Origin of the sequence: Pseudomonas sp. LBUM920, from assembly GCF_003852315.1 — a bacterium.
In the GTDB taxonomy this organism is placed as follows: Bacteria; Pseudomonadota; Gammaproteobacteria; order Pseudomonadales; family Pseudomonadaceae; genus Aquipseudomonas.
Map to the genome: position 1 here is coordinate 4,228,866 of NZ_CP027762.1, position 21,825 is coordinate 4,250,690.

Genomic DNA, 21,825 nt, shown 5'->3' on the forward strand with positions numbered 1-21,825 from the left:
ACCGATACTGGTTTTTTGTACAGTACCAGTAGCTCAACCTTGGCGCCAGTGCCGTCTGTAGGACTGTGCTCGATCAGCTCGCAGTTGCGAGGAGCAGGTCCTGCACCGAGCGCGCTTTGCCCCGATGGCGATCGTTTTCATACAGCGACGCCGCGATCTCATCCGCCCGAATCGGCAGTACCGACAGCAAGGTATCGCTCAAGCCATGGCTTGCCTGGCTGAAGCCCTGAATATAGATGCCGGCCTTGCAGCGCTCGTCGGTGACGATGCGGTAGTCGCGCGCCACTTCGAAGTCGCCCATATAGGCTTCCAGCGGCGCGAGCAGTTCGCGGTGCATCTGGCGCTCGTAACCGGTGGCCAGGATCACCGCGTCGTAGTGGCTGACGCTGGTTTCGCCGCTGGCGTTGTTGCGCAAGGACAGTTCGATGCCCAGCGGGCTGGCGCTGGCTTTCTCGACCACGGTCATGGTGCGGAACGCCTGGCGGGCGACACCGGAGACTTTCTGGCGATAGAAAATGCCGTAGATGCGCTCGATCAGGTCCAGGTCAACCACCGAATAGTTGGTGTTCTGGTACTCGGCCACCAGGCGTTCGCGCTCGGCGCCGACCTGCTGGAACACCAGGTCGGTAAACGCCGGTGAGAACACTTCGTTGACGAACGGGCTGTCGTCGGCGGGCTTGAGCGCCGAACCGCGCAGGATCATGTCGACCTGCACCGACGGGAAACTGTCGTTCAAGTCGATGAAGGCTTCAGCCGCGCTTTGCCCACCGCCAATGATTGCAATGCGCATCGCCTTGCCTTCAATACACGGCTGCTGGGCCATGCGCGCCAGGTATTGGGAGTGGTGGAATACGCGGCCATCATCCTTGAGGGCCTTGAACGCTTCAGGCACACGCGGCGTGCCGCCGGCGCTGACCACCACCGAACGGGTGGTGCGCACATGCTGTTCGCCCAGCGCGTCACGGGAGATCACGCGCAGTGCTTCAACGTGTTGCTGTTGCAGGATCGGCTCGATCGCCAGCACTTCCTCGCCGTAGCGCGCCTGGGCCTGGAACTGCCCCGCGACCCAGCGCAGGTAGTCGTTGTACTCCATCCGGCACGGGTAAAAAGTGCCCAGGTTGATGAAGTCCACCAGGCGGTCGTGGGCCTTGAGGTAATTGACGAAGGAGTAAGGGCTGGTGGGGTTGCGCAAGGTCACCAGGTCCTTGAGGAACGAAATCTGCAGTTCGCTCTGGGTCACCAGGGTATTGCCGTGCCAACGGTAATCGGCCTGTTTGTCGAGAAACAGCACGTCCAGTTTGCCCTGGGCTTTTTCGCGCTCCTGCAGGGCGATGGCCAACGCCAGGTTCGAAGGGCCGAAACCGATACCGATCAGGTCGTGAACCGCGGGCGAAGCAATTGCCTGTGTCATTCCAGTGTCCTCTGGATAAGCCCCTTGGCGGTGGGGCGGGAATACCTTCACGACCTGCACAACAGGTCATGTGTTGATAGGAAACGAGGACAGTGAAATAAAATTTAACTGATCATTGATCAGTGCGCGTCCCACTCGCGCATGCGCACCCGGCAATGCTTCATGGCGTTGACGATGTGTTTCTCCACCAGGCTGCGGGAAATACTCAGGCGTTCGGCGATTTGCAGGTGGGACAGGCCGTCGAGTTTGCGCAGCAGGAAGCTGTCGCGGCAGGTGGCCGGCAGCTCGGACAGGGCACGCTCGAGCATTTCAAGGCGCTGGTCCTGATCGTGGCAGGCATGCGGTGAACTGGTGGCGAAACGCTCCTCGCTGTCCAGCACGTCCAGGGGTTCGGACTGGCGCAAGGCGTTACGCCGATGACCATCGATTACCAGGTTCAGCGCGGTGCGGTACAAAAACGCGCGCGGTTGTTCGATCGGCGTGTCACTGGAGCGCTCCAGCACTCGGACATAAGCGTCATGCACCACATCCTCGGCCACCTGACGGTTGCCCAGCTTGGCGTTGAGGAAACACACCAGCTCGCGATAGTAGTTTTCCAACATGACTCCCGGCCGTCAGGGCGACGGCATCAAATCCTTGAGTACTTAAGAAGACAGGCCATGGATGATGGCAGTTTGAGTACGTGCAATTTATAGTAATTCTCATCTACTTTTAAAGAAGTCTTGCATCAATGCGCGAGTTTTTTATTCCATAGAGCTGTTTCCGTGCATGTAAACGCCTAAATCTGCGGGCAATTTTCTCGTATAACACTCAGCCCCTCCGCAACTGCGGCCCTCACTTCCTGGCTGGAACCAACGCATGAAACGCCCTCGCCCCGCTCGACGCGCCCTGCTCGCTGTCGCGTGCCTGATCCCCATCCTTGCGGTGGCCGCCTGGCAGGTGCTGCCGCCCGGCCGCGATACGCTGTCCACGGTCACCGTCACCCGCGGCAATATTGAAAACAGCGTCACGGCGCTGGGTACGCTGCAACCGCGCCGGTATGTCGACGTCGGCGCCCAGGCGTCCGGGCAGATCCGCGAGATTAACGTCGAGGCCGGGGATCAGGTCAAAGAAGGCCAGTTGCTGGTGGAAATCGACCCTTCGACGCAAAAAGCCAAACTCGACGCCAGTCGCTACTCCATCGAAAACCTCAAGGCCCAGCTGCAGGAACAGAAGGCCCAGCACGAACTCGCGCGTCAGAAATACCAGCGTCAACGGCGCCTGGCCGCCGGCAACGCCACTCGCGAAGAAGACGTGCAAACTGCCAAGGCCGAACTGAGAGCCACCCAGGCCCGGGTCGAGATGTTCCAGGCACAGATCCGCCAGGCCCAGGCCAGCCTGCGCAGCGACGAGGCGGAATTGGGCTATACACGCATCTATGCGCCCATGAGCGGCACAGTGGTGGCGGTGGACGCACGGGTCGGCCAGACCCTCAACGCCCAGCAACAGACGCCGCTGATCCTGCGCATTGCCAAGTTATCGCCGATGACCGTGTGGGCCGAAGTCTCCGAAGCCGACATCGGCCACGTCAAACCGGGCATGAGCGCCTATTTCACCACCCTCGCCGGTGGCAGCCGGCGCTGGACCAGCACCGTGCGCCAGATCTTGCCGATACCGCCCAAGCCGCTGAATGAAACCAGTCAGGGCAGTGGCAGCCCCAGCAGCGCCAGCAAAAGCGGGAGTGGCCGCGTGGTGCTCTACACCGTGCTGCTGGATGTGGACAACGCCGACAATGCGCTGATGGCCGAAATGACCACCCAGGTTTTTTTCGTCGCCAGTCAGGTCAAGGACGTACTCACGGCCCCCGTCGCGGCCTTGTTGGGCAGCCACGGCGCCGACCAGCCGTTCGCACGGGTGGTGGCCAAAAACGGCGATATCGAGGAGCGCCCGGTGCGCCTGGGTATCAGCGACCGCCTGCGGGTCGAAGTGCTTGAGGGCTTGAATGAAGGCGATCACCTGCTGATCGGCCCGGTCGATGGCAACGGGGGTTGACTTGACCACGCCGCTGATCGAACTCAAGAACATCCGCAAATCCTACGGCGGCGGCGACAGCCCGCAGGTCGACGTGTTGCGCGGGATCGACCTGTCGATCCATGCCGGGGAATTCGTCGCCATCGTCGGCGCGTCGGGCTCCGGCAAATCCACGCTGATGAACATTCTCGGCTGCCTTGATCGCCCCACCGAGGGCGACTACCTGTTCGCCGGCGAAAACGTCGCGCACCTGGACAGCGACGAATTGGCCTGGCTGCGTCGTGAAGCCTTTGGTTTCGTGTTCCAGGGCTACCACCTGATCCCGTCGGGCTCGGCTCAGGAAAACGTCGAGATGCCGGCGATCTATGCCGGCATCAGCGCCGCCGAACGGCACGCCCGGGCCAAGGCGCTGCTGACCCGCCTGGGCCTGGCCGACCGCACCGGCAACCGCCCGCATCAGCTCTCCGGCGGCCAGCAACAACGCGTGTCCATTGCCCGCGCCCTGATGAACGGCGGGCATATCATTCTCGCCGACGAACCCACCGGCGCCCTCGACAGCCACAGCGGCGCCGAGGTGATGGCGCTGCTGGATGAACTGGCGGGCCAGGGCCATGTGGTCATTCTGATTACCCACGACCGTGAAGTGGCGGCGCGCGCCAACCGCATCATCGAGATCCGTGATGGCCTGATCATCAGTGACTCGGCAACCCGTGAAACCCACGTGCCCGCCGCCGCCCACAGCGGCGCGCTGCAAGCCGTGGACCTGCGCCAGCGCCTGGCCGACGGTGCCGAACACAACGGCGCCTGGAAAGCCGAACTGGTGGACGCCGTGCAAGCGGCCTGGCGAGTGATGTGGATCAACCGCTTCCGCACCGCGCTGACCCTGCTGGGCATCATCATCGGCGTGGCGTCGGTGGTGGTGATGCTGGCGGTGGGCGAAGGCAGCAAGCGCCAGGTCATGGCGCAGATGGGCGCGTTCGGCTCCAACATCATCTACCTGAGTGGCTCCTCGCCCAACCCGCGCACGCCGCTGGGCATCGTTACCCTTAACGATGTCGCGGCCCTGGCGGCGCTGCCCCAGGTCAAGCGCATCATGCCGGTCAATGGCAGCGACGCCGGTGTACGGTTCGGCAATCTGGATTACCTCGCCTATGTGGGCGGCAACGACGTCAACTTCCCGGAGATCTTCAACTGGCCGGTGGTCGAGGGCAGCTACTTCACCGAGGCTGACGAGCGCGCCGGCGCCACCGTCGCCGTGATCGGCCACCGTATCCGCGAGAAACTGTTCAAGAACGTCGCCACCCCGATCGGCCAATACATCCTGATCGAGAACGTGCCTTTCCAGGTCATCGGCGTGCTGGCTGAAAAAGGCTCCAGTTCCGGCAACAAAGACAGCGATGACCGTGTCGCCATTCCCTACACCGCCGCCAGCGTGCGCCTGTTCGGCACCTACAACCCCGAATACGTGGCGATTGCCGCCGCCGATGCGCGCAAGGTGCATGAGGCCGAAATGGCCATCGACCAGTTGATGCTCAAGCTGCACAACGGCAAGCGCGACTACCAGTTGACCAACAACGCGGCAATGATCCAGGCCGAGGCGCGCACGCAGAACACCCTGTCGTTGATGCTCGGCTCGATTGCCGCGATTTCCCTGCTGGTGGGCGGTATCGGCGTGATGAACATCATGCTGATGACCGTGCGCGAACGGACTCGAGAAATTGGTATCCGCATGGCCACCGGCGCGCGCCAGCGCGACATCCTGCGCCAGTTCCTCACCGAGGCAGTGATGCTCTCGGTGGTTGGCGGGCTGTTGGGCATCGCTTTGGCGCTGCTGGTAGGCGGCGTGCTGGTGCTGGCCGAGGTGGCGGTGCAATTTTCCTTGTGGGCGGTGTTTGGCGCGTTTGGCTGTGCGTTGGTCACCGGTGTCGTATTCGGCTTCATGCCGGCCCGTAAAGCTGCCCGGCTCGATCCGGTTAAGGCGTTGACCAGTGAATAAACGATGCATCCCGCCGAACCTGCCCTTGCTCAGCCTGTGCCTGTTGCTCAACGCCTGCACCGGCCACCCGCCCCAGGTCGACAGCGGCATCGCGCCGCCCGCCGCGTGGCAATACGCCGAGCGACAGGCCACGCAAGCCACCAACCAGCGGTGGTGGACGCAATTTGGCAGCCCGCAACTCAACCGCCTGATCGACCAGGCCCGGCGCGACAGCTATGACGTGGCGGCCGCCATGGCGCGCGTGCGTCAGGCCCAGGCCAGCGCGGTGATTGCCGGTGCGCCGTTGTTGCCCGAGGTGAATTTCAACCTCACCGCCAGCCGCGAAAAACTGCTGCGCGGCAGCGGCAATTCCTCACTGGACGCAACGGAAAGTAATAAGACCGTCGACAGCTTCGGCGCCAACCTCACCGCCAGCTATGAAGTGGATTTCTGGGGCGGGCGTGCTGCCGCCCGCGACAGTGCCCTGCAGACCCTGCGCGCCAGTGAGTTCGACCAGGCCACCGTCGAGCTGACGCTGCTCAGCAACGTCGCCGACCGCTATGCGCAAACCCTCGCCGCGCGCCAGCGCCAACAGATCGCCGAGCTGAACCTGGCGAACGCGCGCAATGTGCTCGACCTGGTCCAGACCCGCTACGACGCCGGCTCCGCCACGGCCCTGGAACTGGCGCAACAGAAGAGCCTGGTGGCGAGCCAGCAACGTCAACTGCCGCTGATTCAGCAAGTGGCCGAAGAATCGCTGATCACCCTCGCTGCCCTTCTCGGCCAGCCCGTGCAAGCGCTGAGCCTGGGCGCCGAGTCGTTCCAGGCGCTGACCTGGCCGAGCATCGGCCCGGGCGTGCCCAGCCGACTGCTCAGCCGCCGCCCCGACCTGGCCCAGGCCGAAGCGCAGCTTGCGGCGGCCAGTGCCAATGTCACGGTGGCCCGTGCGGCGATGCTGCCCACGGTGACCTTGGGCACCACGCTGGGATCGGGCGCCTACAAGGCCGAGGAACTCCTGCGCAGCCCGTTCTACAACCTGACCTCGGGCCTGGTGGCGCCGATCTTCAACAATGGTCGTTTAAGCGCCGAACGCGACAAGGCCCGCGCCCGTCAGGATGAGCTGCTGCAAACCTATCGCGGCGCCATCATCAACGGCTTTGCCGACGTGGAAAAGTCCCTGAGCAGCATCACGCGCCTGGATCAGCAACGCGACTGGCAAAGCGAAGAACTGCAACAGGCCCAGATCGCCTTCCGCATCGCCGAAAGCCGTTACCAGGCGGGCGCGGAAGACTGGCTGACGGTGCTCGAAACCCAACGCACGCTGTACGCGGCACAAGACCTGAATGTGCAACTGCGGCTGTCGCGTCTTCAAGCCAGCATTGCGCTGTACAAGGCATTGGGGGGTGGGTGGACCGCCGGTTTCTGATAACGAAACTCCGTTGTCCTACACAAACCGTTTAACAAACCTACATTCTTCGACCCGAGGTCCTTGGTAAAAAAGCCGTCTTCAAACGGCTGCCCGGACCTTCTTGATGAAACCCAGCGTTGTTGTAAAAAGCCTGGCGTGCGTCTGCCTCTGGCTGATGGCAAGCCGGGCTTTTGCCGAGCCTCTGATCGCGCCGACGGCAATCGACTGGCTGCTGGATTGTCCCTTCCCCGCCTTTGAACGGCCGGACCCTGAGGTGCTGGAGCGCACCCAATGCGCCAGCGTCAGCGTGCCCCGTGACCACGCCGCGCCCAAGCGTGGCACGGTGCGCCTGGCCCTGACCCGTGTCGGCGCCCGGCAACCGCTCAGCCGCGAAGGTGTGGTGTTCATTCAGGCCGGCGAACCGCAAACGGGCCAGGGCGCAACCTTCGTCCTCAAACTGGTCGGCCGCTGGGAGTCCTACGCCACGGCGGCCTATCGCACCCTGACCAACCGTTATGACGTGATCGAACTGAGCCCCCGCGACCTGAGCCAGGAAACCGGTGTGGAACAGGCCGCGCGCGATATGGAGTTTGTGCGCGAACAACTGGGCGAGGCCCGGCTCAACTTCCTCGGCAATGCCCAGGCCACCCGACTTGGCAGTCGGTACGCCGCGCTGTTTACCGAACGCGTCGCGCGCATGGTCTTGGTCAACGCCGGGCACGCTGAGCCGGTGGCCTCCGGCGTCGAGCAATTGTTGCTCAAGGAATCATCCCGGCCCGACGCGGTTGCGGCCGGTTGCGCCAACCGCTGGGTCGCGGATTTTCTGGTCAACGGCCGACAGCCGCCGCCCTCCACGCGCTGTCTCGACCTCGGCCGCTGGGAATAATCACTGCGATTACGGCTTCTACGCGTCGAAGACGACACCCTGCGTTGACGCTCTCGACCAATCGTTATTAAGCGCTATTAATCCGCATTAATAGGCTCAATAGACGCCCATGCTCAGCTGCCCGTTGCGACGCAAACGCCAGAAGCTCTGCGATGTGATTGTCGAGTCGGTCAAGCGCTCCATCGTCACCGATGCCTTGAAACCCGGCGACCGCCTGCCTACCAAGCGCGAGTTGATGGAAAGCGTCCAGTGCTCCAAAGGCTCGGCCCGTGGAGCGCTCAAATCGCTGGAAGTGGAAGGCCTGGTGAGTACGCGCCCGGTCCCGGTGGCGGCGCGTGTCCGAACCCGGCCGGCACCGAACCCGCCAGCCGTGCATTGCGCAACTACCTGCATTTTCAGCCCCTGGACGGCGAGCAGGTGTACCCGCTGCGCAAGGTCATCGAAGTAGAACTGGCAGTGTAGGTGCTCGGACGGTTGAGCAAAGACGACTTCACAAGCAGTTGCTGATTGCCTTTCGTGCCGGCGACGAACGCGCGGTGCGCAGCTTGATGCATGAACCCATGTGCGATGCCGAACACCACATGACCGCGCTGGAAGGCGAGATCAGCCCGCACTGTTTGCTGGAGTTTGATCACTCTAAAAAACTCCACAGATCCACTGTGAAAACCCAATCAATGTGGGAGCTGGCTTGCCTGCGATGGAATCGGCTGGTTGTGCCTGATAGACCGAGGTGCCTGCATCGCAGGCAAGCCAGCTCCCACAGAAAAGCCAAGCAGTGCGGTGCGGGCGGCTGAACTCGGTCAACTTGTGGGAACGGGCTTGCCTGCGATGGCATCAACTGGTTGTGCCTGATACACCGAGTTGCCTGCATCGCAGGCAAGCCAGCTCCCACAGAAAAGCAAAGCACTGCGATGGTGGAGGCGGGACTCGGTCAAATTGTGGGAGCTGGCTTGCCTGCGATGGCATCTACTGGTTATGCCTGATACACCGAGGTGTCTGCATCGCAGGCAAGCCAGCTCCCACAGAAAAGCAAAGCAGTGCAGTGCTGACGGCTAAAATCGGTCAAATTGTGGGAGCGGGCTTGCTCGCGAAGGCGGTGTGTCAGTGATACATGAGCTGACTGATACACCGCCTTCGCGAGCAAGCCCGCTCCCACATTTGGATCGCAGTGCATCAGATAGAGATGTGCTGCTGTGCTGTTGCCCTGCTTTTGCTTCTACCACTCAGGTCGGCTTTCAGGCCGCCGTGCTCTGCTTTTGATCTTGATCTGACAGGCCCCGTCAACCACGCTGGCCGACCGCAGGCTTGAATCCGTGGGTAACCCGGCAGGACGCCGGGTTAGCCGCGTTGGGCCATGGATGGCCCGTCGCGGCGGCCCACGGATTCAAGCCGGAGTGAGGGCACACCGAGCCTAAGCGAGGGGCCGAGTGGTGGGGCAAAGACCTTTTGGTTACTTTTGGGGCGTTTGCCAAAAGTGACCCGCTGTAAGAGCGGAACCCTAAGCCGCCATTACCGCAGCAACGGATATACCCCCAATCGACCTAAAGAACCCCAAGCCATCCACACCCCAGCCCAGACCGTATTCCACTACAATCCCCCCCATTCATCCCTGGGGGCTTCATGGACATCGAACTGGCACGCACCTTCCTCGAAATCACCCGCTGCGGCAGCCTGGCCGCCGCCGCCGAGAAACTGCACGTCACCCAGACCGCCATCACCGCACGCGTGAAAAACCTCGAAAGCCAGCTCGGCAGCACGCTGTTCATCCGCAACCGCGCCGGCGCCCGCCTGACCGCCGACGGCGAGGCCTTCGTGACATACGCCAACCAGCTGCTGCAAACCTGGGAAGCCGCAAAACGCGACCTGCCGTTGCCCGACGGTTACCGCAATGTCCTGCACATCGGCGGCGAAGTCAGCCTGTGCAATCCGCTGATGCTCGGCTGGGCACAAGCCCTGCGCGAACACATCCCGGGGCACGCCCTGCGCACCGAAGTGCGTGAAGGCGAATACCTGCTGCGCCAACTGGAACTGGGCGTACTCGATGCCGCCCTCGTGTTCCAGCCTCAGTATTGGCCGGGCCTGCAGGTAGAACAGGTGCTGGAAGAAAAACTGATCCTGGTGCAACTGGTGAGCAAGCCGGACCCTTACGTCTACATCGACTGGGGCCCTGGCTTTCGCCAGCAACATGACACCGCCCTGCCCGACAAGGCCCGCGCCGCGCTGAGTTTCAACCTCGGCCCGCTGGCGTTGCAGTACATCCTGGAAAATGGCGGCGCCGGGTATTTCCGCACGCGTGTGGTGCAAAGCTACCTGGACAGCGGCGTGATGCAGCGGGTGCCGAAAGCACCGGAGTTCAGCTTTCCAACCTACCTGGTCTATTCACGCGCGCGCGATTCAGCCGTGTTGCAACAGGCCCTGGAATTGCTGCGCGGCGTGGTCAAGGCCGAAAGTGACTGGTCACAACGCTGGGACCCGCTGATTTGAATCACCCTGGACCTGCGCGCATGCTAGCCTGCGGGTGTTTCCTTTTGCAGCCTGACCGATGAACAAGAAAAAGTCCGTCACCATCAGCGACATCGCCAAACGGGTCGGCATGACCACCATCACCGTGTCCCGCGCGCTGAGCAAACCCGACCTGGTCAAACCCGCCACCCTGGCGCGCATCCTTGAAGTGGCGCGGGAGCTCGATTATGTGCCGAACGCTTTCGCCCGTGGGCTCAAGCGCAGTGAAAGCCTGATCATCGGCGTGATCACCGCCTCGGTAGACAACCCGTTCTACAGCGAAATGATCAAGGCAATTTCCCGTGAGGCCAAACAGCACGGCTACACCATCATGCTGGTGGACACCGACGAACTGGAAGAGCTGGAAAGCAAGGCCGTCGACACCCTGCTGGGCTACCGCGTGGCGGGGATCATCCTCTCGCCGGTCTCCGATGAGCCAAGCTACCAGCCCGATTACCTGGAGCGCCTGGGCAATGGCAAAACCCCGGTGGTGCTGCTCGACCGCACGCTTCACGACAGCCCGTTCAGCCGTGTAGTGCTCGACAACTACCACAGCGGCATCCAGGCCGCGCACTACCTGCTGCGCCAGACACCCGAGCTCAAGCGCCTGCTGGTGCTGACCGGGCCTGCGCATTCACGTATCACCGTGGAACGCCTCAAGGGCCTGCGCGAAGTGCTTGCCGACCATCCACATATTGAAGTTGAAGTGCAGGCCGGCGACTACACGTTGATGCCGTCGTACCTGCACACCCTCGATTACCTGGCCGAACACACGGCGCCGGACGCGATCATGGGCTTCAACCAGTTGATCACCCTCGGCGCATTGCGTGCGTTGCGCATGCACAACATCGCGCACGACAGCCTGACCATCTGCGGCATCGACCGTCTGCCCTTCGCCGATATCTTCGGCGTGCCCATCGCCTGTGTGGCCCACGACGCGTCCCTGGCCGGCAGCAGCGCGGTACGCCTGCTGCTCGACCGCCTGCAAGACCCGTACAAGCCACGCGACAAAGTGGTGATCGCAGGCGTACTGGAAAACGGCTAACGGCTGGTGTAGCCGCCATCGATCGGCAGGCTCACGCCGCTGATCATGCTGGCGGCGCTGCTCAGCAGGAACAGCACCGGCAAGGCCACTTCTACGGTTTGAGCAAAACGCCCGAGCGGAATCGCCGCCAGCGCCGGGTCGCGCTTGGCGGGCTCGGACCAGGCCATGGTTGCCATCGGCGTGAGCGTGACCGTGGGATTGACGCTGTTGACGCGAATGCCGAAGCGGCCCCATTCGGCGCATTGCACACGGGTGATCGCGTCCAGCGCGGCTTTGGAAGCGCAGTAGGCAAGGTGATCGTCCAGCGCGACCAACGAGGCTTGGCTGGAGACGTTGACGATGCTGCCAGCGACTTTCGCCTCGATCATTTTTGCCGCGACACGGCTGGCAACCTGAGCGGCGCCACGGGCGTTGACCTGCATCACCTGATCGAACGCATCGGCGCTGATCGCAACGGCGGGCTCGAGTCGGGAGATGCCCGCGCAATTGACCAGGCCGTGCATGGCCGGCAGGTCTTGCAGGGCCTGGTCGAGGGCGACGCTGTCGGCGATATCCACGCATACGCGGTGGCAGCCCAGGGTGGCCAGCGCCTCGGCGCCACGCCCAAGCGCAAAGACCTCGGCGCCGCTGGCGATCAGTTGCAGGGCGATTTCGTGGCCGATACCGCTGGTGGCACCGGTAACGAGGATGCGCTGGTGGGTGAAGTCGAAGGCTGCGTTCATGGTCACTGTTCCATAGGCAATGAAGATCCCCTGTGGGAGCTGGCTTGCCTGCGATAGCGGTGGCTCAGTTAACCTATTTGTCACTGAAGCACCGAAAATCGCAGGCAAGCCTGCTCCCACCTTTGGACCGCGTTGTATCAGTTGGTTTGCAGGGCGTGCATGATCGGTTTGAGCGCTGGATACAGCTTCAAGTACTCGCCAAACGCCTGGTCATAGACCGCGACGTTTTCGCGCTTGGGCTGCGCCCGCAACTCCAGCTGCACCCAGCCCTTCTCCATCGCCCCATCACTCACCAACCCCACCGTGTGCGCCGCCAGCAACGCTGCGCCCAGCGCCGCTTCCACCTCCTGCACAATGGTGTAGACCGGGTACCGCGTGACATCCGCAATGATCTGCATCCACACATCCGAATGACTCGCCCCACCCACCACAATCAGGCGCGGGTCCAGTGAGTGCGCGCCCTGCGTGCCGGCTTCGATGTTGTGGCGCAGGGCGAAACTCACGCCTTCCAGCACCGCGCGGTACAGGTGGATGCGGCTGTGGTACAGGTTCAGCCCGACAAAACTGCCGCTGGCGCGGTCGTCCCACACCGGGCTGCGCTCGCCCATCAAATACGGCAGGAACAGCAAGCCTTCGCTGCCTGCCGGAACCTTCATCGCGCTCTGCTCCAGCAGCGCCAGGCTGTCCTGCCCGGTGGTCTTGGCCTGCAGCTCTTCGGCCTGACAGAACTGTTCGCGAAACCAACTGACCGACGCCCCGGCGGTGATCGCGCCGCCAAAGATGTACAGGTCTCGATGACCGTTGTAGACATGCGGCATGCTCACCAACCCGTGGCGCGCGTCCACTTGCTGGTTCAAGTAGCCCCAGCACATGCTGGTACCGATCATCGCCACGTGGTTGCCCGGTTGCGTGACACCGGCGGCCAACGTCGCCATGGCGGCGTCCACACCTCCGGCGAGGATCGGCGTACCCGCGTGCAACCCCAGGCGCGCAGCCCACGCGCCCAGCAAACCGCCCACGACTTCACCGGAATACACCAGCCGCTCGGGCATCATCGCCAAGGGAATGCCCAGTGCCGCGAGCATCTCTTCAGACCAGCCGCGCTGCGCCACATCGTAGACGCCGCCAATGTTGCCGGCGCTGCTGTGGTCCACCGCCAACTCGCCGGTCAGGCACCAGTTGATGTAACTGTTGGGCGGCAGCAGGTAACGTGTTTGCGCCCACACCTGCGGCTGGTGCTGCTTGAGCCAGAGCATCTTGGTGAAGCCGTAGTAGCTGTCCACCGAGTTGCCGGTGACCGCGAACAGACGCTCCAAATCCACCTGTTCACGCACCCACGCCACCTGCTCACTGGCGCGGCGGTCCATCCAGATCAGGCACGGGTGCAGCGGTGTGATCTGCGCATCCACGGCAATTCCCGAGCCGCCGTACAGGCTGCTGATGCACAGCGCCTTGACCTGCGCTGGCGCCACGCCGGCCTTGGCCATGCACTGCGCCACGCAGGCTTCCACGGCGTCCAGCCACACCTGCGGCCATTGCTCGGCCCAGCGCACTTTCGGGGTATCCACGCGATACCCCTGGCTGTGCTGGGCGATGATCGTGCCTTGACCATCCACCAGCAGCGCCTTGGTGCTCTGGGTTCCTATGTCGACACCTATTACGTATTCCATCATTCAGGCCACCGGCTTCAACAGCACCTTGATCGACTTGGTCGAGTTGGCCAGCTCGAACGCTTCGGCAAAGTTATCCAGCGGGAAATCATGGGTGACGATGCCTTTGGAGGTGACCAGGCCGCGCTCGAACAGGTCGATGGCAATCGGGTAGCAATACGGGCCCAGGTGCGCGCCGCGTACGTCCAGTTCCTTGCGGTCGCCAATGATCGACCAGTCGACGCTGGTCTCGGCGCCAAACACGCTGAATTCGACAAAGCGCCCGAGCTTGCGAATCAAGTCCAGGCCCTGGGTCACGCCGGCCGGTACGCCGGTTGTTTCGATGTACACGTCGCAGCCATAGTTGTCGGTGAGGCCGTTGATGATCTCGCGAGCGTTGTCGCGCGATGGGTTGATCACCACGTCGGCGCCCAATTGCCTGGCCAGCTCCAGGCGCGCGTCGACCATGTCGATCACCACCAGTTTTTTCGGCGTCTTCAACGCGGCGACCTGGACCATGCACAACCCGAGCGTGCCGGCACCGGCAATCACCACCACGTCATCGAGCTGGATTTCACCGCGGTTGACGGTGTGGATCGAGCAGGCCATCGGTTCCACCAGCGCCGAGTCTTCCAGCGACACCGACTCTGGAATCTTGTGCACGATGGCGGTCTTGGGGATGCGCATGTACTGGGCCATGCCGCCTTCGGCCACTTCGCGCTGAAAGCCGAAGATATTGTGCACTTCGCACATCCAGTACTTGCCCGACTTGCAGAAGCGGCACTTGGCGCACGGCACGATCTGCTCGGCAATCACTTTGTCGCCGACAGCGACTTCAAAATGCTCCTCGGCGCCCTCGCCCACTTCCTCCACATAGCCGAAAAACTCGTGGCCCGGCACCACCGGCGCCTTGACCCACGGGTTGTCGCCGCCCCAGAACATCGCCGCGCCGGAGTGACATTTGCAGTCACTGGCGCAGATGCCGCAGGCGGCAATGCGGATCACCAGTTCATGGGCGCGCGCCTTGGGTTTGCCGATGCGCTCCAGGCGATAGTCCTTCGGGCCGTGGCAGACGACGGCTTGCATGTGGGTGTGCTTGTCCATGGGGTTCGGTCCTGTCTGGTAGGAATTTATTTGTGCCGCTGACGGCTGATAAAGATCGCCAGCAAAATGATTGCGCCTTTGATCACGCTCTGGACGTAGGGCGAAACGCCGAGCATGTTCAGGCCGTTGTTCAACACGCCCAGGAGCATGGCGCCGAGCAAGGTGCCGACGATGACCCCGCGCCCGCCGGCAATCGACGCGCCACCGAGTACCACTGCGGCAATCGCATCGAGCTCAAACGACACGCCCGCATTCGGCTGGCCGCTCATCAAGCGTGACGTCAGCACCAGCCCGGCAATCGCGGCGGTCAGGCCGCTGATGCCGTACACCAGCAACTTGAAGCGCGCCGCCCGTACGCCAGACAAACGCACCGCTTCTTCATTGCCGCCGATGGCGTAGATGTAGCGGCCGATGCGCGTGTGTTGCAGCAACACGTAGGCGGCTGCGTAAGTCATCAGCATGATCAGGATCGGCACTTCGATGCCGAACAGGCTCTGGCGCCCAAAGAAGCCGAACCACTCCGGCAACCCGGAGATCGGGTAGCCGTCGGTGTACATCAGGCCCAACCCACGGGCGATGCCCATGGTTGCCAGAGTGACGATGATCGGCGGCATGTGCAGGTAGGCGACGAACAGCCCGTTGCCGATGCCAAAGGCCACGCCGATCAGCATCCCGGCGCCTATCGCCAGGCCTGGCGGCAAGCCCGCGACCATCAAGCCGGCGGTCAACGTACCGGACAGTGCCATCACCGGCCCCACCGACAGGTCGATCCCGCCGGTGAGAATCACGCAGGTCATGCCCACGGCGATGATCGCGTTGATCGACACTTGGCGGGCGATGTTCGACAGGTTGCTGGCGGTCAGGAACGTGTCGCTGGCGAGGATCATCACCAGGGTCACCACCACCAGCCCCACGAACGGATAAAACGCCGGCGAACGCACCAGCCGCGCCAGGTTCAAGCGCAGCCGGCCGGTGTCGCCGGTGTTAATGGACATATTCACTTGAGCCCCCTGTTGCATGGCGCATGACCTCTTCTGGGTTGACGGCGGACGCTTCGAGTACCTTGACGATGGCGCCCTTGTGAAACACGGCGACGCGGTCGCACATGCCGATGACTTCGGGCAGTTCGGAGGAAATCATGATGATTGCGTAGCCCTGCTCGGTGAGGCTGCGCATCAGCGCGTAGATCTGCGCCTTGGCGCCGACGTCGATGCCGCGTGTGGGTTCGTCGAACACCAGCACGTCGCAGTGGTGGTTGATCCAGCGCGCGATCACGACCTTTTGCTGGTTGCCGCCGCTGAGGTTGAACACTCGGCTTTCGCCGCTGGGCGCTTTGATCGACAGCTGGCGCATCAGGCCTTCAACACTGGCGCATTCCCTGGCCTTGTCGATCAGCCCGGAGGCGTTCTGGTACTTGGGCAGGTTGTTCAGGGAGATGTTTTCGCGAATGCTGAAGTCCGTGATCAATCCTTCGCTCTTGCGGCTTTCGGGCAGCAGGCCGATGCCGTGGGCCAGGGCTTGCGCCGGGTCATCGAGGGTGACTTTCTCGCCGCGCAACCACACCTCTTTGCTCACCGACGGCAGCGCGCCCATCATGCCCAGCGCCAGTTCGGTACGGCCTGAACCCACCAGCCCGGCAAAGCCGAGGATCTCGCCCTTGTGCAACTGGAAGTGGTTATGCGGGCCGTTGCGCACCAGCTGAATGTCCTTGACCTCCAGTAACAGCGGGCCGCGTGCATCGGTCGGCTTAGGCGGAAAACTGCATTCCAGGCGGCGGCCGACCATCATCTCGACGAGCCGATCAATGTCACTGTCGGCCACATCGGTCACGCCGACATTGCCGCCGTCGCGCAATACGCTGATGCGATCGCACACCTGGAAGATTTCCTCCAGGTGATGGGAGATAAAAATCACCGCCACGCCCTGGCGTTTGAGTTCGCGCATGATCTGAAACAGCAGCTCGGCCTCGCTGGGCGTCAGCGTGGCGGTCGGCTCATCGAGCACCAGTAAACGCGCGTCCAGGGCCAGGGCCTTGGCAATTTCGACAAACTGCTGCTCGGCCACGCTCAGGTGCTTGACCGCGCACTGCAAATCGATGTTCACGCCCAGGCGCTTGAACAATGCTTGCGACGCCTCGACCATCTCGCGCTTGCGCAGCAGGCCGAAGCGGTTGCTCAACTCGTGGCCGAGAAAAATATTTTCCACCGCCGTGAGGTAGGGAATCAGGCTGAATTCCTGGAACACAATGCCAATGCCGGCAGCGATCGCATCGCGGTAGGTCGCGAACTGCTGCGCCTGGCCGTCGATCAGGATCTGCCCTTCGTCCTGATGCTCGACACCGCCGAGAATCTTCATCAGGGTCGACTTGCCCGCGCCGTTTTCCCCGAGCAAGGCGTGAATCTCGCCGCGTTCCACTTGCAGGTTGATGCCCTTGAGGGCCTGCACGCCCGGGTAACGCTTACAGATATTTTCCAGCTTCAGAAGACTGCTCATACCGGCGACCTCGTATTCAGAAGGAGACCTCAAGCCCCACGTGTGACGTGGGGCCCGGGCGATTTACCAGCTGAAGTCCTTGGACTTGGCCTGATCGATCAAGGTGATGTCCACCGGAAGGGTGGCAGGCACTTGCGAACCCCACTTCTTGGCCAGCGCGATGCCAAGGGCCAAGCGGATCTGATCGCGTGGGTACTGCGCCGAGGTGGCGATGAACTTGCTGCCGGGCTTCTGGATCGCCTTGATCGCTTCCGGCGCGCCGTCGACGCTGACCAGTTTGACGTCCAGGCCACTGGCTTCGATGGCCGACAAGGCGCCCAGAGAACCGTTGTCATTGACGCTGAAAATGCCCTTGAGCGTGGGCTGGGCTTGCAGCATGTTTTCGGTGACGGTCAGCGCCTGGTCACGTTCCTGCTTGCCGTTCTGAATGCTGACGATCTTGATGTCCGGGTGCTTGGCCACCGCCTCTTTGCAGCCGCGCACACGCTCGAGGATCGGCACCACGGCGATGCCGTCGAGGATCGCGATGTTGCCTTTGTCGCCAATGTTCTTGGCCAGGTATTCACACGCCTGGAAACCGGCGTCGAAGTTTTTCGAGCCGACGAAGGAATCCAGTGGGCCGTCGGCTTGCGCGTCTACCGCAACCACCACAACCCCGGCGGCATGGGCGGATTTGACCGCCGATTGCACGCCGACCGAGTCGGTGGGGTTGATCAACAGAATGTCGATGCCCTTTTGCAGCATGTCTTCGACGTCGCTGACCTGTTTGGACACGTCGTGACGGGCGTCGGTGATGATCAGTTTTGCACCGATGGTCGCGCCGGCTTCTTCGAGGGCGTTTTTCATGGTGACGAAATAGGGGTTGTTGATCTCCTGGAAGGAGGCGCCGATGCGGATCGGTTTGGCGGCGTCGGCAAAGGCTGGAGCCGCGCTGCCGAGGGTGATGCTGACAGCCAGTAAACACAGGGTTTTGGGGAGCATTTTCATGGCGTGATTCTCTGTTTTGTTTTTATTGTTAGAGCAAATGTTATCGTTAACATTTTGCGAGAAGCTAGCAAGTAAATCAGGGCTGTGCAAGAGGCCATTGGTCGGTCTTGGTGCAAATGTGGGAGCGGGCTTGCTCGCGAAGAGGGTGTGTCCGTCACTGCATACCGCGACTGGCTAACCGCTTTCGCGAGCAAGCCCGCTCCCACATTTTGATCGGTGTACGGCGCAAAAACTCGCACATTCTCCACCACCAACTAAGCTCAGCCTCCAACAAAAAAATACCGAGCTGACCGCCATGGCCCACCCTACCGAGACCTTCCGCACCCGTTATCGCGCGGCCATAAGCCGCCATTACCACCCATGGCTGCACGCCGGTTTCGTCCTCGGTTATGGCATTTTCTGCATCCTCCTCGCCGGGTCCTCCACCGACCACATCACCGCGCTCCAGTGGCTGACCGTGCCCCTGACCCTGGTGTTCTTCAACCTGTGCATCTACCTCGTGCACCGCCACCTCGGTCATCACAAGCACACCCTCGCCCGGCTGTTTTATGCGCGTCACACCGGCGACCATCACAGTTTCTTCACGCCCGGCCACATGACCTACGACAGCCCTCGGGACTGGCGCGTGATCCTGTTTCCGGCGTGGCTGATCGTGCTGCACAGCCTGGCAATTACCCTGCCCGCCTGGTGGTTGCTCAACCACCTGAGCCCCAACATCGCCGGGCTGTTTGCCGCCTGCATGATCCTCGGTTACTTGCTGTACGAGGTGTTCCACGCCTGCGAACACCTGCCTGCCAACCACCGCGTGGCACGCCTACCGTGGATCCGCCAGATGCACCAATTGCACGCCCTGCACCACCGCCGCGAACTGATGCAAGGGCGCAATTTTAATATCGTCCTGCCGCTGATGGATTACCTGTTTGGCACTCTGCAGTGGGAACCCAACGCCCACGACAACCAGGAACAGTCATGAGCCACCGCCGTCATAATTTTCGTCATGGGCTGTTCGTTGTATCGCTTGCGCTGATCGCCTTTCTGCTGCTGATGCCTACCCACGTACAACCGGTGAACTGGGCCCCGCCCAAGGCGCCCTCGATGAAGGACGGCACCTACGCCGAGAATCAGCGGCTCAAGGCGGTGCAACGAATCGGCGCATCGGACATCGCCGGGCCCGAGGCCTTGTTGCTGGATGCGCAAGGTTTTTTGATCAGTGGCCTGCAGGACGGACGCATCATCCGAACATCGCCCGACAGCCACACCCTGGAAGTGTTGGCCAATACCGGCGGGCGTCCGCTCGGCCTGGCGTTGCACCCGGATGGGCGTTTGATCATTGCCGATGGGGTCAAGGGCCTGCTCGCGCTGGATGCCAATCGCCAACTCACACCGCTGACCAGCAGCGCGAATGGCTTGCCGTTTGGCTTTACCAATGACGTGACCGTTGACGCCAGTGGGCGCTTTGCCTATTTCAGTGACGCGTCAAGTCGCTGGGGCTATGGCCAGGATGGCGAAGCCGTGATCGAACATGGCGGCGATGGTCGGCTGTTGCGCTATGACTTTGCCACCGGCCTCACCGAGGTGTTGCTTGACCAGCTGCAGTTTGCAAACGGCGTGGCGCTGGGGCTGGATGAGAACTATGTGCTGGTGAACGAAACCGGCGCCTACCGCATCAGCCGCTACTGGCTCAAGGGTGAGCACGTGGGTAGCCACGACTTGTTTATCGACAATCTGCCGGGCCTGCCGGACAACCTCAGCTTCAACGGCAGCGATCGCTTCTGGGTCGCGCTGTATTCGCCGCGCAACCCGTTGCTGGATGGCTTCGCCGGCTATCCGTTGCTGCGCAAGGTGATGGTACGGGCGCTGATGGTGGTGCCCAGGCCCATCGAGCGCAAAGCCTTTGTGCTGGGGCTGGATACCGACGGCAAGGTCATCGCCAACTTGCAGGATGGCAGCACGGGCAATTATTCGCCCATCACCACCGCGCGTGAATACGGCGACTGGTTGTACCTGGGCTCGTTGAAAAGCATGAGCATGGCGCGCCTGCCAATGAAGCAGGCCCTGGCCCGCGAATAAAAAAGGCAGTCCGGATGGACTGCCCCTTCATGCTTGCGTCAACAGATCAGTGAATGATGTCCTGGGTGCAGATGTGCCCAAAGGTCACGTACGCCACATTGTCACCGCCCACCCCCACGCCGGGGAACTCGTCCAGCTCGATACGCCAGCCGCCGAAGTTGAAGGTGGTCTCCCAGTTGTATTTCACGCCGGTGCTGCTGTCCGGGTATTGCACGCGATAATCGCCGAAGCATTCGCCGAGCGCGGCGCTGGCCTGGGAGGTGCCGGCGCTGTTGGTGCTGGCCTTGAAGTCGGTCCAGTGGTACTCGGCGCCCACAAAGCGCTTGTCAACGCGCAGCACAGGCGTAACCCCCAACAGAGGTGCGCCCGTGGAATCGGACCAGTTGGTGGTCCAGTTCAACGTGCGCCCGGCCTGGGTCGCCATCCAGAATATCGAAGCCGGTACCCGCACGATGTTGTCGCCCTTCACATCCGACGTGTTCAACCGTGGCGTCGAGCCAAGGCTCAAGGCGTACTGCTTGGTCGGGTCTTGTGCCACGCCCGGGTTGGCACGTACGCGCACCTTGACGGTGGTGCCCGGCGTGACGCTCGGGTAGGTCGACGTGGAGCCGGCCGGCACGGTGACCCAGTTGGCACCATCGAAACGCTCGAAGAGCCACTGGTTGCGGCTGCCATTTTCATCACCCGCCAGGTACATGCTCACGCTTTGGCCGCGCACCGCCTTGAAGTCGAAGTAGTCAACGTCATTGGCGTTGTCGAGGTTGCCAGTCACCTTGTTCATCGAGTCCGGCAGCGCAAAGGCACTTTCCGGTGTGTCGTTGGGCTCAAAAGCGTCGATGTTGGTGTCCACCGCCACACCAAAACTGAACTGCGCGTTGGTTGCGGTCTTGGCCACCATGAACCAGTAGTAATCACCCGCCGGCAGGATGCCGCCCAGGTATTCATCGGCGTTGCCTGGGTTATCGGACGTATCGATCAATTGCGGGTTGCCCTGGCCGTCATCGCGGAACAGGCTCAGCGACATATCGGCGCCGGCGCTCTGGTTGATCAACTGCACCAATACACGGGCGTTGTGCGGCAGGTTGAAGTGGTAGGGAAACTCCTGGCCCGTTTGCACCTGGTCGATGGTGTAGAGGGTGTTGATATCCAGGGTCGGAAACAGCGGCTCAAAGGCGGCGACGGCAGCACTTTTCAGGTTGGACTGGCTCGGCTTTTTCAGCTCGCCGATGGCAGTGTTGAACGGTGCGGATCTGGCCGCCTTGCCAGCGGGTTTTACCTTGCCGTTTTTAGCATCCAGCAGCTTTTGCAGCAGATCGTCCGGGATCGGCACAGGCGTCAGCGTGCCACCCGGTTTCAGCGCATCGATCACGCCTTGGTTGACCGTACCGGGGGTGAGTACCGGAAGGGTTGGCTCGGCCAGGGCAGAGGCCGAAATAAAGCAGGAGGCCATCATGGCCGCGCCCAGCATAAGGGCTTTTGTCGGTTTCATTTTTTATCCATCCATAGTTAAAAAATTGAAGCTCAGGTGATCGGTGACATCCGGTCACCTGGGATGGAATGTAG

17 protein-coding genes and 1 pseudogene are annotated in these 21,825 nt (G+C 62.2%); 9 read left to right on the forward strand and 9 right to left on the reverse strand.

Translation table 11 applies throughout. The features are described from left to right. Positions 1-73 precede the first annotated feature (73 nt). Entirely contained in the window at positions 74-1,411 is a 1,338-nt protein-coding gene (locus C4J83_RS19525; RefSeq protein WP_119735720.1) for a lysine N(6)-hydroxylase/L-ornithine N(5)-oxygenase family protein, read from the reverse strand. Between the two features lie 119 nt (positions 1,412-1,530). Beyond that, entirely contained in the window at positions 1,531-2,013 is a 483-nt protein-coding gene (locus C4J83_RS19530) for a sigma-70 family RNA polymerase sigma factor (protein WP_106578885.1), read from the reverse strand. Between the two features lie 256 nt (positions 2,014-2,269). On the opposite strand from C4J83_RS19530, the gene C4J83_RS19535 reads away from it, so the two are divergent. The 7 genes and pseudogenes from C4J83_RS19535 (at position 2,270) to C4J83_RS19570 (ending at position 11,237) form a co-directional block, all read left to right on the forward strand. Next, a complete protein-coding gene (locus C4J83_RS19535) occupies positions 2,270-3,442 on the forward strand; it encodes an efflux RND transporter periplasmic adaptor subunit (protein WP_124417954.1) in 1,173 nt (390 codons plus the stop codon). Continuing rightward, positions 3,426-5,417 carry a MacB family efflux pump subunit gene (locus C4J83_RS19540; RefSeq protein ID WP_164487951.1) on the forward strand — a complete coding sequence of 664 codons (1,992 nt, stop codon included), beginning with the start codon at positions 3,426-3,428 and terminating at the stop codon, positions 5,415-5,417. Before C4J83_RS19535 ends, C4J83_RS19540 begins: the two co-directional genes overlap by 17 nt. Next, positions 5,410-6,822, forward strand: a complete 1,413-nt coding sequence (locus tag C4J83_RS19545) for an efflux transporter outer membrane subunit (protein WP_124417955.1) — start codon at positions 5,410-5,412, stop codon at positions 6,820-6,822. The genes C4J83_RS19540 and C4J83_RS19545 overlap by 8 nt, the downstream gene beginning before the upstream one ends. 106 nt (positions 6,823-6,928) lie before the next feature. Next, a complete protein-coding gene (locus C4J83_RS19550; protein ID WP_124417956.1) occupies positions 6,929-7,690 on the forward strand; it encodes an alpha/beta fold hydrolase in 762 nt (253 codons plus the stop codon). A 109-nt stretch (positions 7,691-7,799) separates the two neighbouring features. Beyond that, positions 7,800-8,328 (forward strand): annotated as a pseudogene (locus C4J83_RS19555) (FadR/GntR family transcriptional regulator); the annotation flags it as partial. Positions 8,329-9,310: 982 nt separating this feature from the next. Beyond that, entirely contained in the window at positions 9,311-10,174 is an 864-nt protein-coding gene (locus C4J83_RS19565; RefSeq protein WP_106578889.1) for a LysR family transcriptional regulator, read from the forward strand. Positions 10,175-10,232: 58 nt separating this feature from the next. After that, a complete protein-coding gene (locus tag C4J83_RS19570; RefSeq protein ID WP_106578890.1) occupies positions 10,233-11,237 on the forward strand; it encodes a LacI family DNA-binding transcriptional regulator in 1,005 nt (334 codons plus the stop codon). Here C4J83_RS19570 and C4J83_RS19575 read toward each other — a convergent pair. The 6 genes from C4J83_RS19575 to C4J83_RS19600 all read right to left on the reverse strand — a co-directional run bounded on the left by C4J83_RS19575 (position 11,234) and on the right by C4J83_RS19600 (position 18,192). Then, positions 11,234-11,959 (reverse strand): SDR family oxidoreductase, encoded by a 726-nt coding sequence (locus tag C4J83_RS19575; RefSeq protein ID WP_119735742.1) that lies wholly within the window; start codon positions 11,957-11,959, stop codon positions 11,234-11,236. The genes C4J83_RS19570 and C4J83_RS19575 overlap by 4 nt on opposite strands. Before the next feature lie 137 nt (positions 11,960-12,096). Next, positions 12,097-13,629, reverse strand: a complete 1,533-nt coding sequence (locus C4J83_RS19580) for an FGGY-family carbohydrate kinase (RefSeq protein WP_124418898.1) — start codon at positions 13,627-13,629, stop codon at positions 12,097-12,099. 3 nt (positions 13,630-13,632) lie between these two features. Next, positions 13,633-14,712 (reverse strand): alcohol dehydrogenase catalytic domain-containing protein, encoded by a 1,080-nt coding sequence (locus C4J83_RS19585; protein WP_106578892.1) that lies wholly within the window; start codon positions 14,710-14,712, stop codon positions 13,633-13,635. Positions 14,713-14,738: 26 nt separating this feature from the next. Continuing rightward, complete coding sequence (locus C4J83_RS19590) at positions 14,739-15,731, reverse strand: ABC transporter permease (protein ID WP_106578893.1); 993 nt, start codon at positions 15,729-15,731, stop codon at positions 14,739-14,741. Beyond that, a complete protein-coding gene (locus C4J83_RS19595) occupies positions 15,697-17,205 on the reverse strand; it encodes a sugar ABC transporter ATP-binding protein (RefSeq protein WP_124417957.1) in 1,509 nt (502 codons plus the stop codon). Before C4J83_RS19595 ends, C4J83_RS19590 begins: the two co-directional genes overlap by 35 nt. Positions 17,206-17,268: 63 nt before the next feature. Further along, positions 17,269-18,192: a substrate-binding domain-containing protein gene (locus tag C4J83_RS19600; protein WP_124417958.1), complete on the reverse strand. Its 924-nt coding sequence runs from the start codon at positions 18,190-18,192 to the stop codon at positions 17,269-17,271. A 295-nt stretch (positions 18,193-18,487) separates the two neighbouring features. Here C4J83_RS19600 and C4J83_RS19610 point away from each other — a divergent pair, with 295 nt between their 5' ends. Both C4J83_RS19610 and C4J83_RS19615 read left to right on the forward strand, forming a co-directional pair. After that, on the forward strand, positions 18,488-19,165 hold the full coding sequence (locus tag C4J83_RS19610) for a sterol desaturase family protein (RefSeq protein WP_106578896.1): 678 nt from the start codon (positions 18,488-18,490) through the stop codon (positions 19,163-19,165). Further along, positions 19,162-20,262 (forward strand): SMP-30/gluconolactonase/LRE family protein, encoded by a 1,101-nt coding sequence (locus C4J83_RS19615; RefSeq protein ID WP_124417960.1) that lies wholly within the window; start codon positions 19,162-19,164, stop codon positions 20,260-20,262. The genes C4J83_RS19610 and C4J83_RS19615 overlap by 4 nt, the downstream gene beginning before the upstream one ends. 46 nt (positions 20,263-20,308) lie before the next feature. On the opposite strand, the gene C4J83_RS19620 is transcribed toward C4J83_RS19615, so the two are convergent. Next, positions 20,309-21,751 (reverse strand): hypothetical protein, encoded by a 1,443-nt coding sequence (locus C4J83_RS19620; protein WP_124417961.1) that lies wholly within the window; start codon positions 21,749-21,751, stop codon positions 20,309-20,311. Positions 21,752-21,825: the final 74 nt, after the last annotated feature.

What these genes read in the sequence shown, in the direction of transcription:
- C4J83_RS19530 (WP_106578885.1), bottom strand. Translation starts at nt 2,013, where the DNA reads ATGTTGGAAAACTACTATCGCGAGCTGGTGTGTTTCCTCAACGCCAAG.
- C4J83_RS19550 (WP_124417956.1), top strand. Translation starts at nt 6,929, where the DNA reads ATGAAACCCAGCGTTGTTGTAAAAAGCCTGGCGTGCGTCTGCCTCTGG.
- C4J83_RS19580 (WP_124418898.1), bottom strand. Translation starts at nt 13,629, where the DNA reads ATGGAATACGTAATAGGTGTCGACATAGGAACCCAGAGCACCAAGGCG.
- C4J83_RS19540 (WP_164487951.1), top strand. Translation starts at nt 3,426, where the DNA reads ATGGCAACGGGGGTTGACTTGACCACGCCGCTGATCGAACTCAAGAAC.
- C4J83_RS19590 (WP_106578893.1), bottom strand. Translation starts at nt 15,731, where the DNA reads ATGCAACAGGGGGCTCAAGTGAATATGTCCATTAACACCGGCGACACC.
- C4J83_RS19620 (WP_124417961.1), bottom strand. Translation starts at nt 21,751, where the DNA reads ATGAAACCGACAAAAGCCCTTATGCTGGGCGCGGCCATGATGGCCTCC.
- C4J83_RS19575 (WP_119735742.1), bottom strand. Translation starts at nt 11,959, where the DNA reads ATGAACGCAGCCTTCGACTTCACCCACCAGCGCATCCTCGTTACCGGT.
- C4J83_RS19565 (WP_106578889.1), top strand. Translation starts at nt 9,311, where the DNA reads ATGGACATCGAACTGGCACGCACCTTCCTCGAAATCACCCGCTGCGGC.
- C4J83_RS19600 (WP_124417958.1), bottom strand. Translation starts at nt 18,192, where the DNA reads ATGAAAATGCTCCCCAAAACCCTGTGTTTACTGGCTGTCAGCATCACC.
- C4J83_RS19535 (WP_124417954.1), top strand. Translation starts at nt 2,270, where the DNA reads ATGAAACGCCCTCGCCCCGCTCGACGCGCCCTGCTCGCTGTCGCGTGC.
- C4J83_RS19610 (WP_106578896.1), top strand. Translation starts at nt 18,488, where the DNA reads ATGGCCCACCCTACCGAGACCTTCCGCACCCGTTATCGCGCGGCCATA.
- C4J83_RS19615 (WP_124417960.1), top strand. Translation starts at nt 19,162, where the DNA reads ATGAGCCACCGCCGTCATAATTTTCGTCATGGGCTGTTCGTTGTATCG.
- C4J83_RS19570 (WP_106578890.1), top strand. Translation starts at nt 10,233, where the DNA reads ATGAACAAGAAAAAGTCCGTCACCATCAGCGACATCGCCAAACGGGTC.
- C4J83_RS19595 (WP_124417957.1), bottom strand. Translation starts at nt 17,205, where the DNA reads ATGAGCAGTCTTCTGAAGCTGGAAAATATCTGTAAGCGTTACCCGGGC.
- C4J83_RS19585 (WP_106578892.1), bottom strand. Translation starts at nt 14,712, where the DNA reads ATGGACAAGCACACCCACATGCAAGCCGTCGTCTGCCACGGCCCGAAG.
- C4J83_RS19525 (WP_119735720.1), bottom strand. Translation starts at nt 1,411, where the DNA reads ATGACACAGGCAATTGCTTCGCCCGCGGTTCACGACCTGATCGGTATC.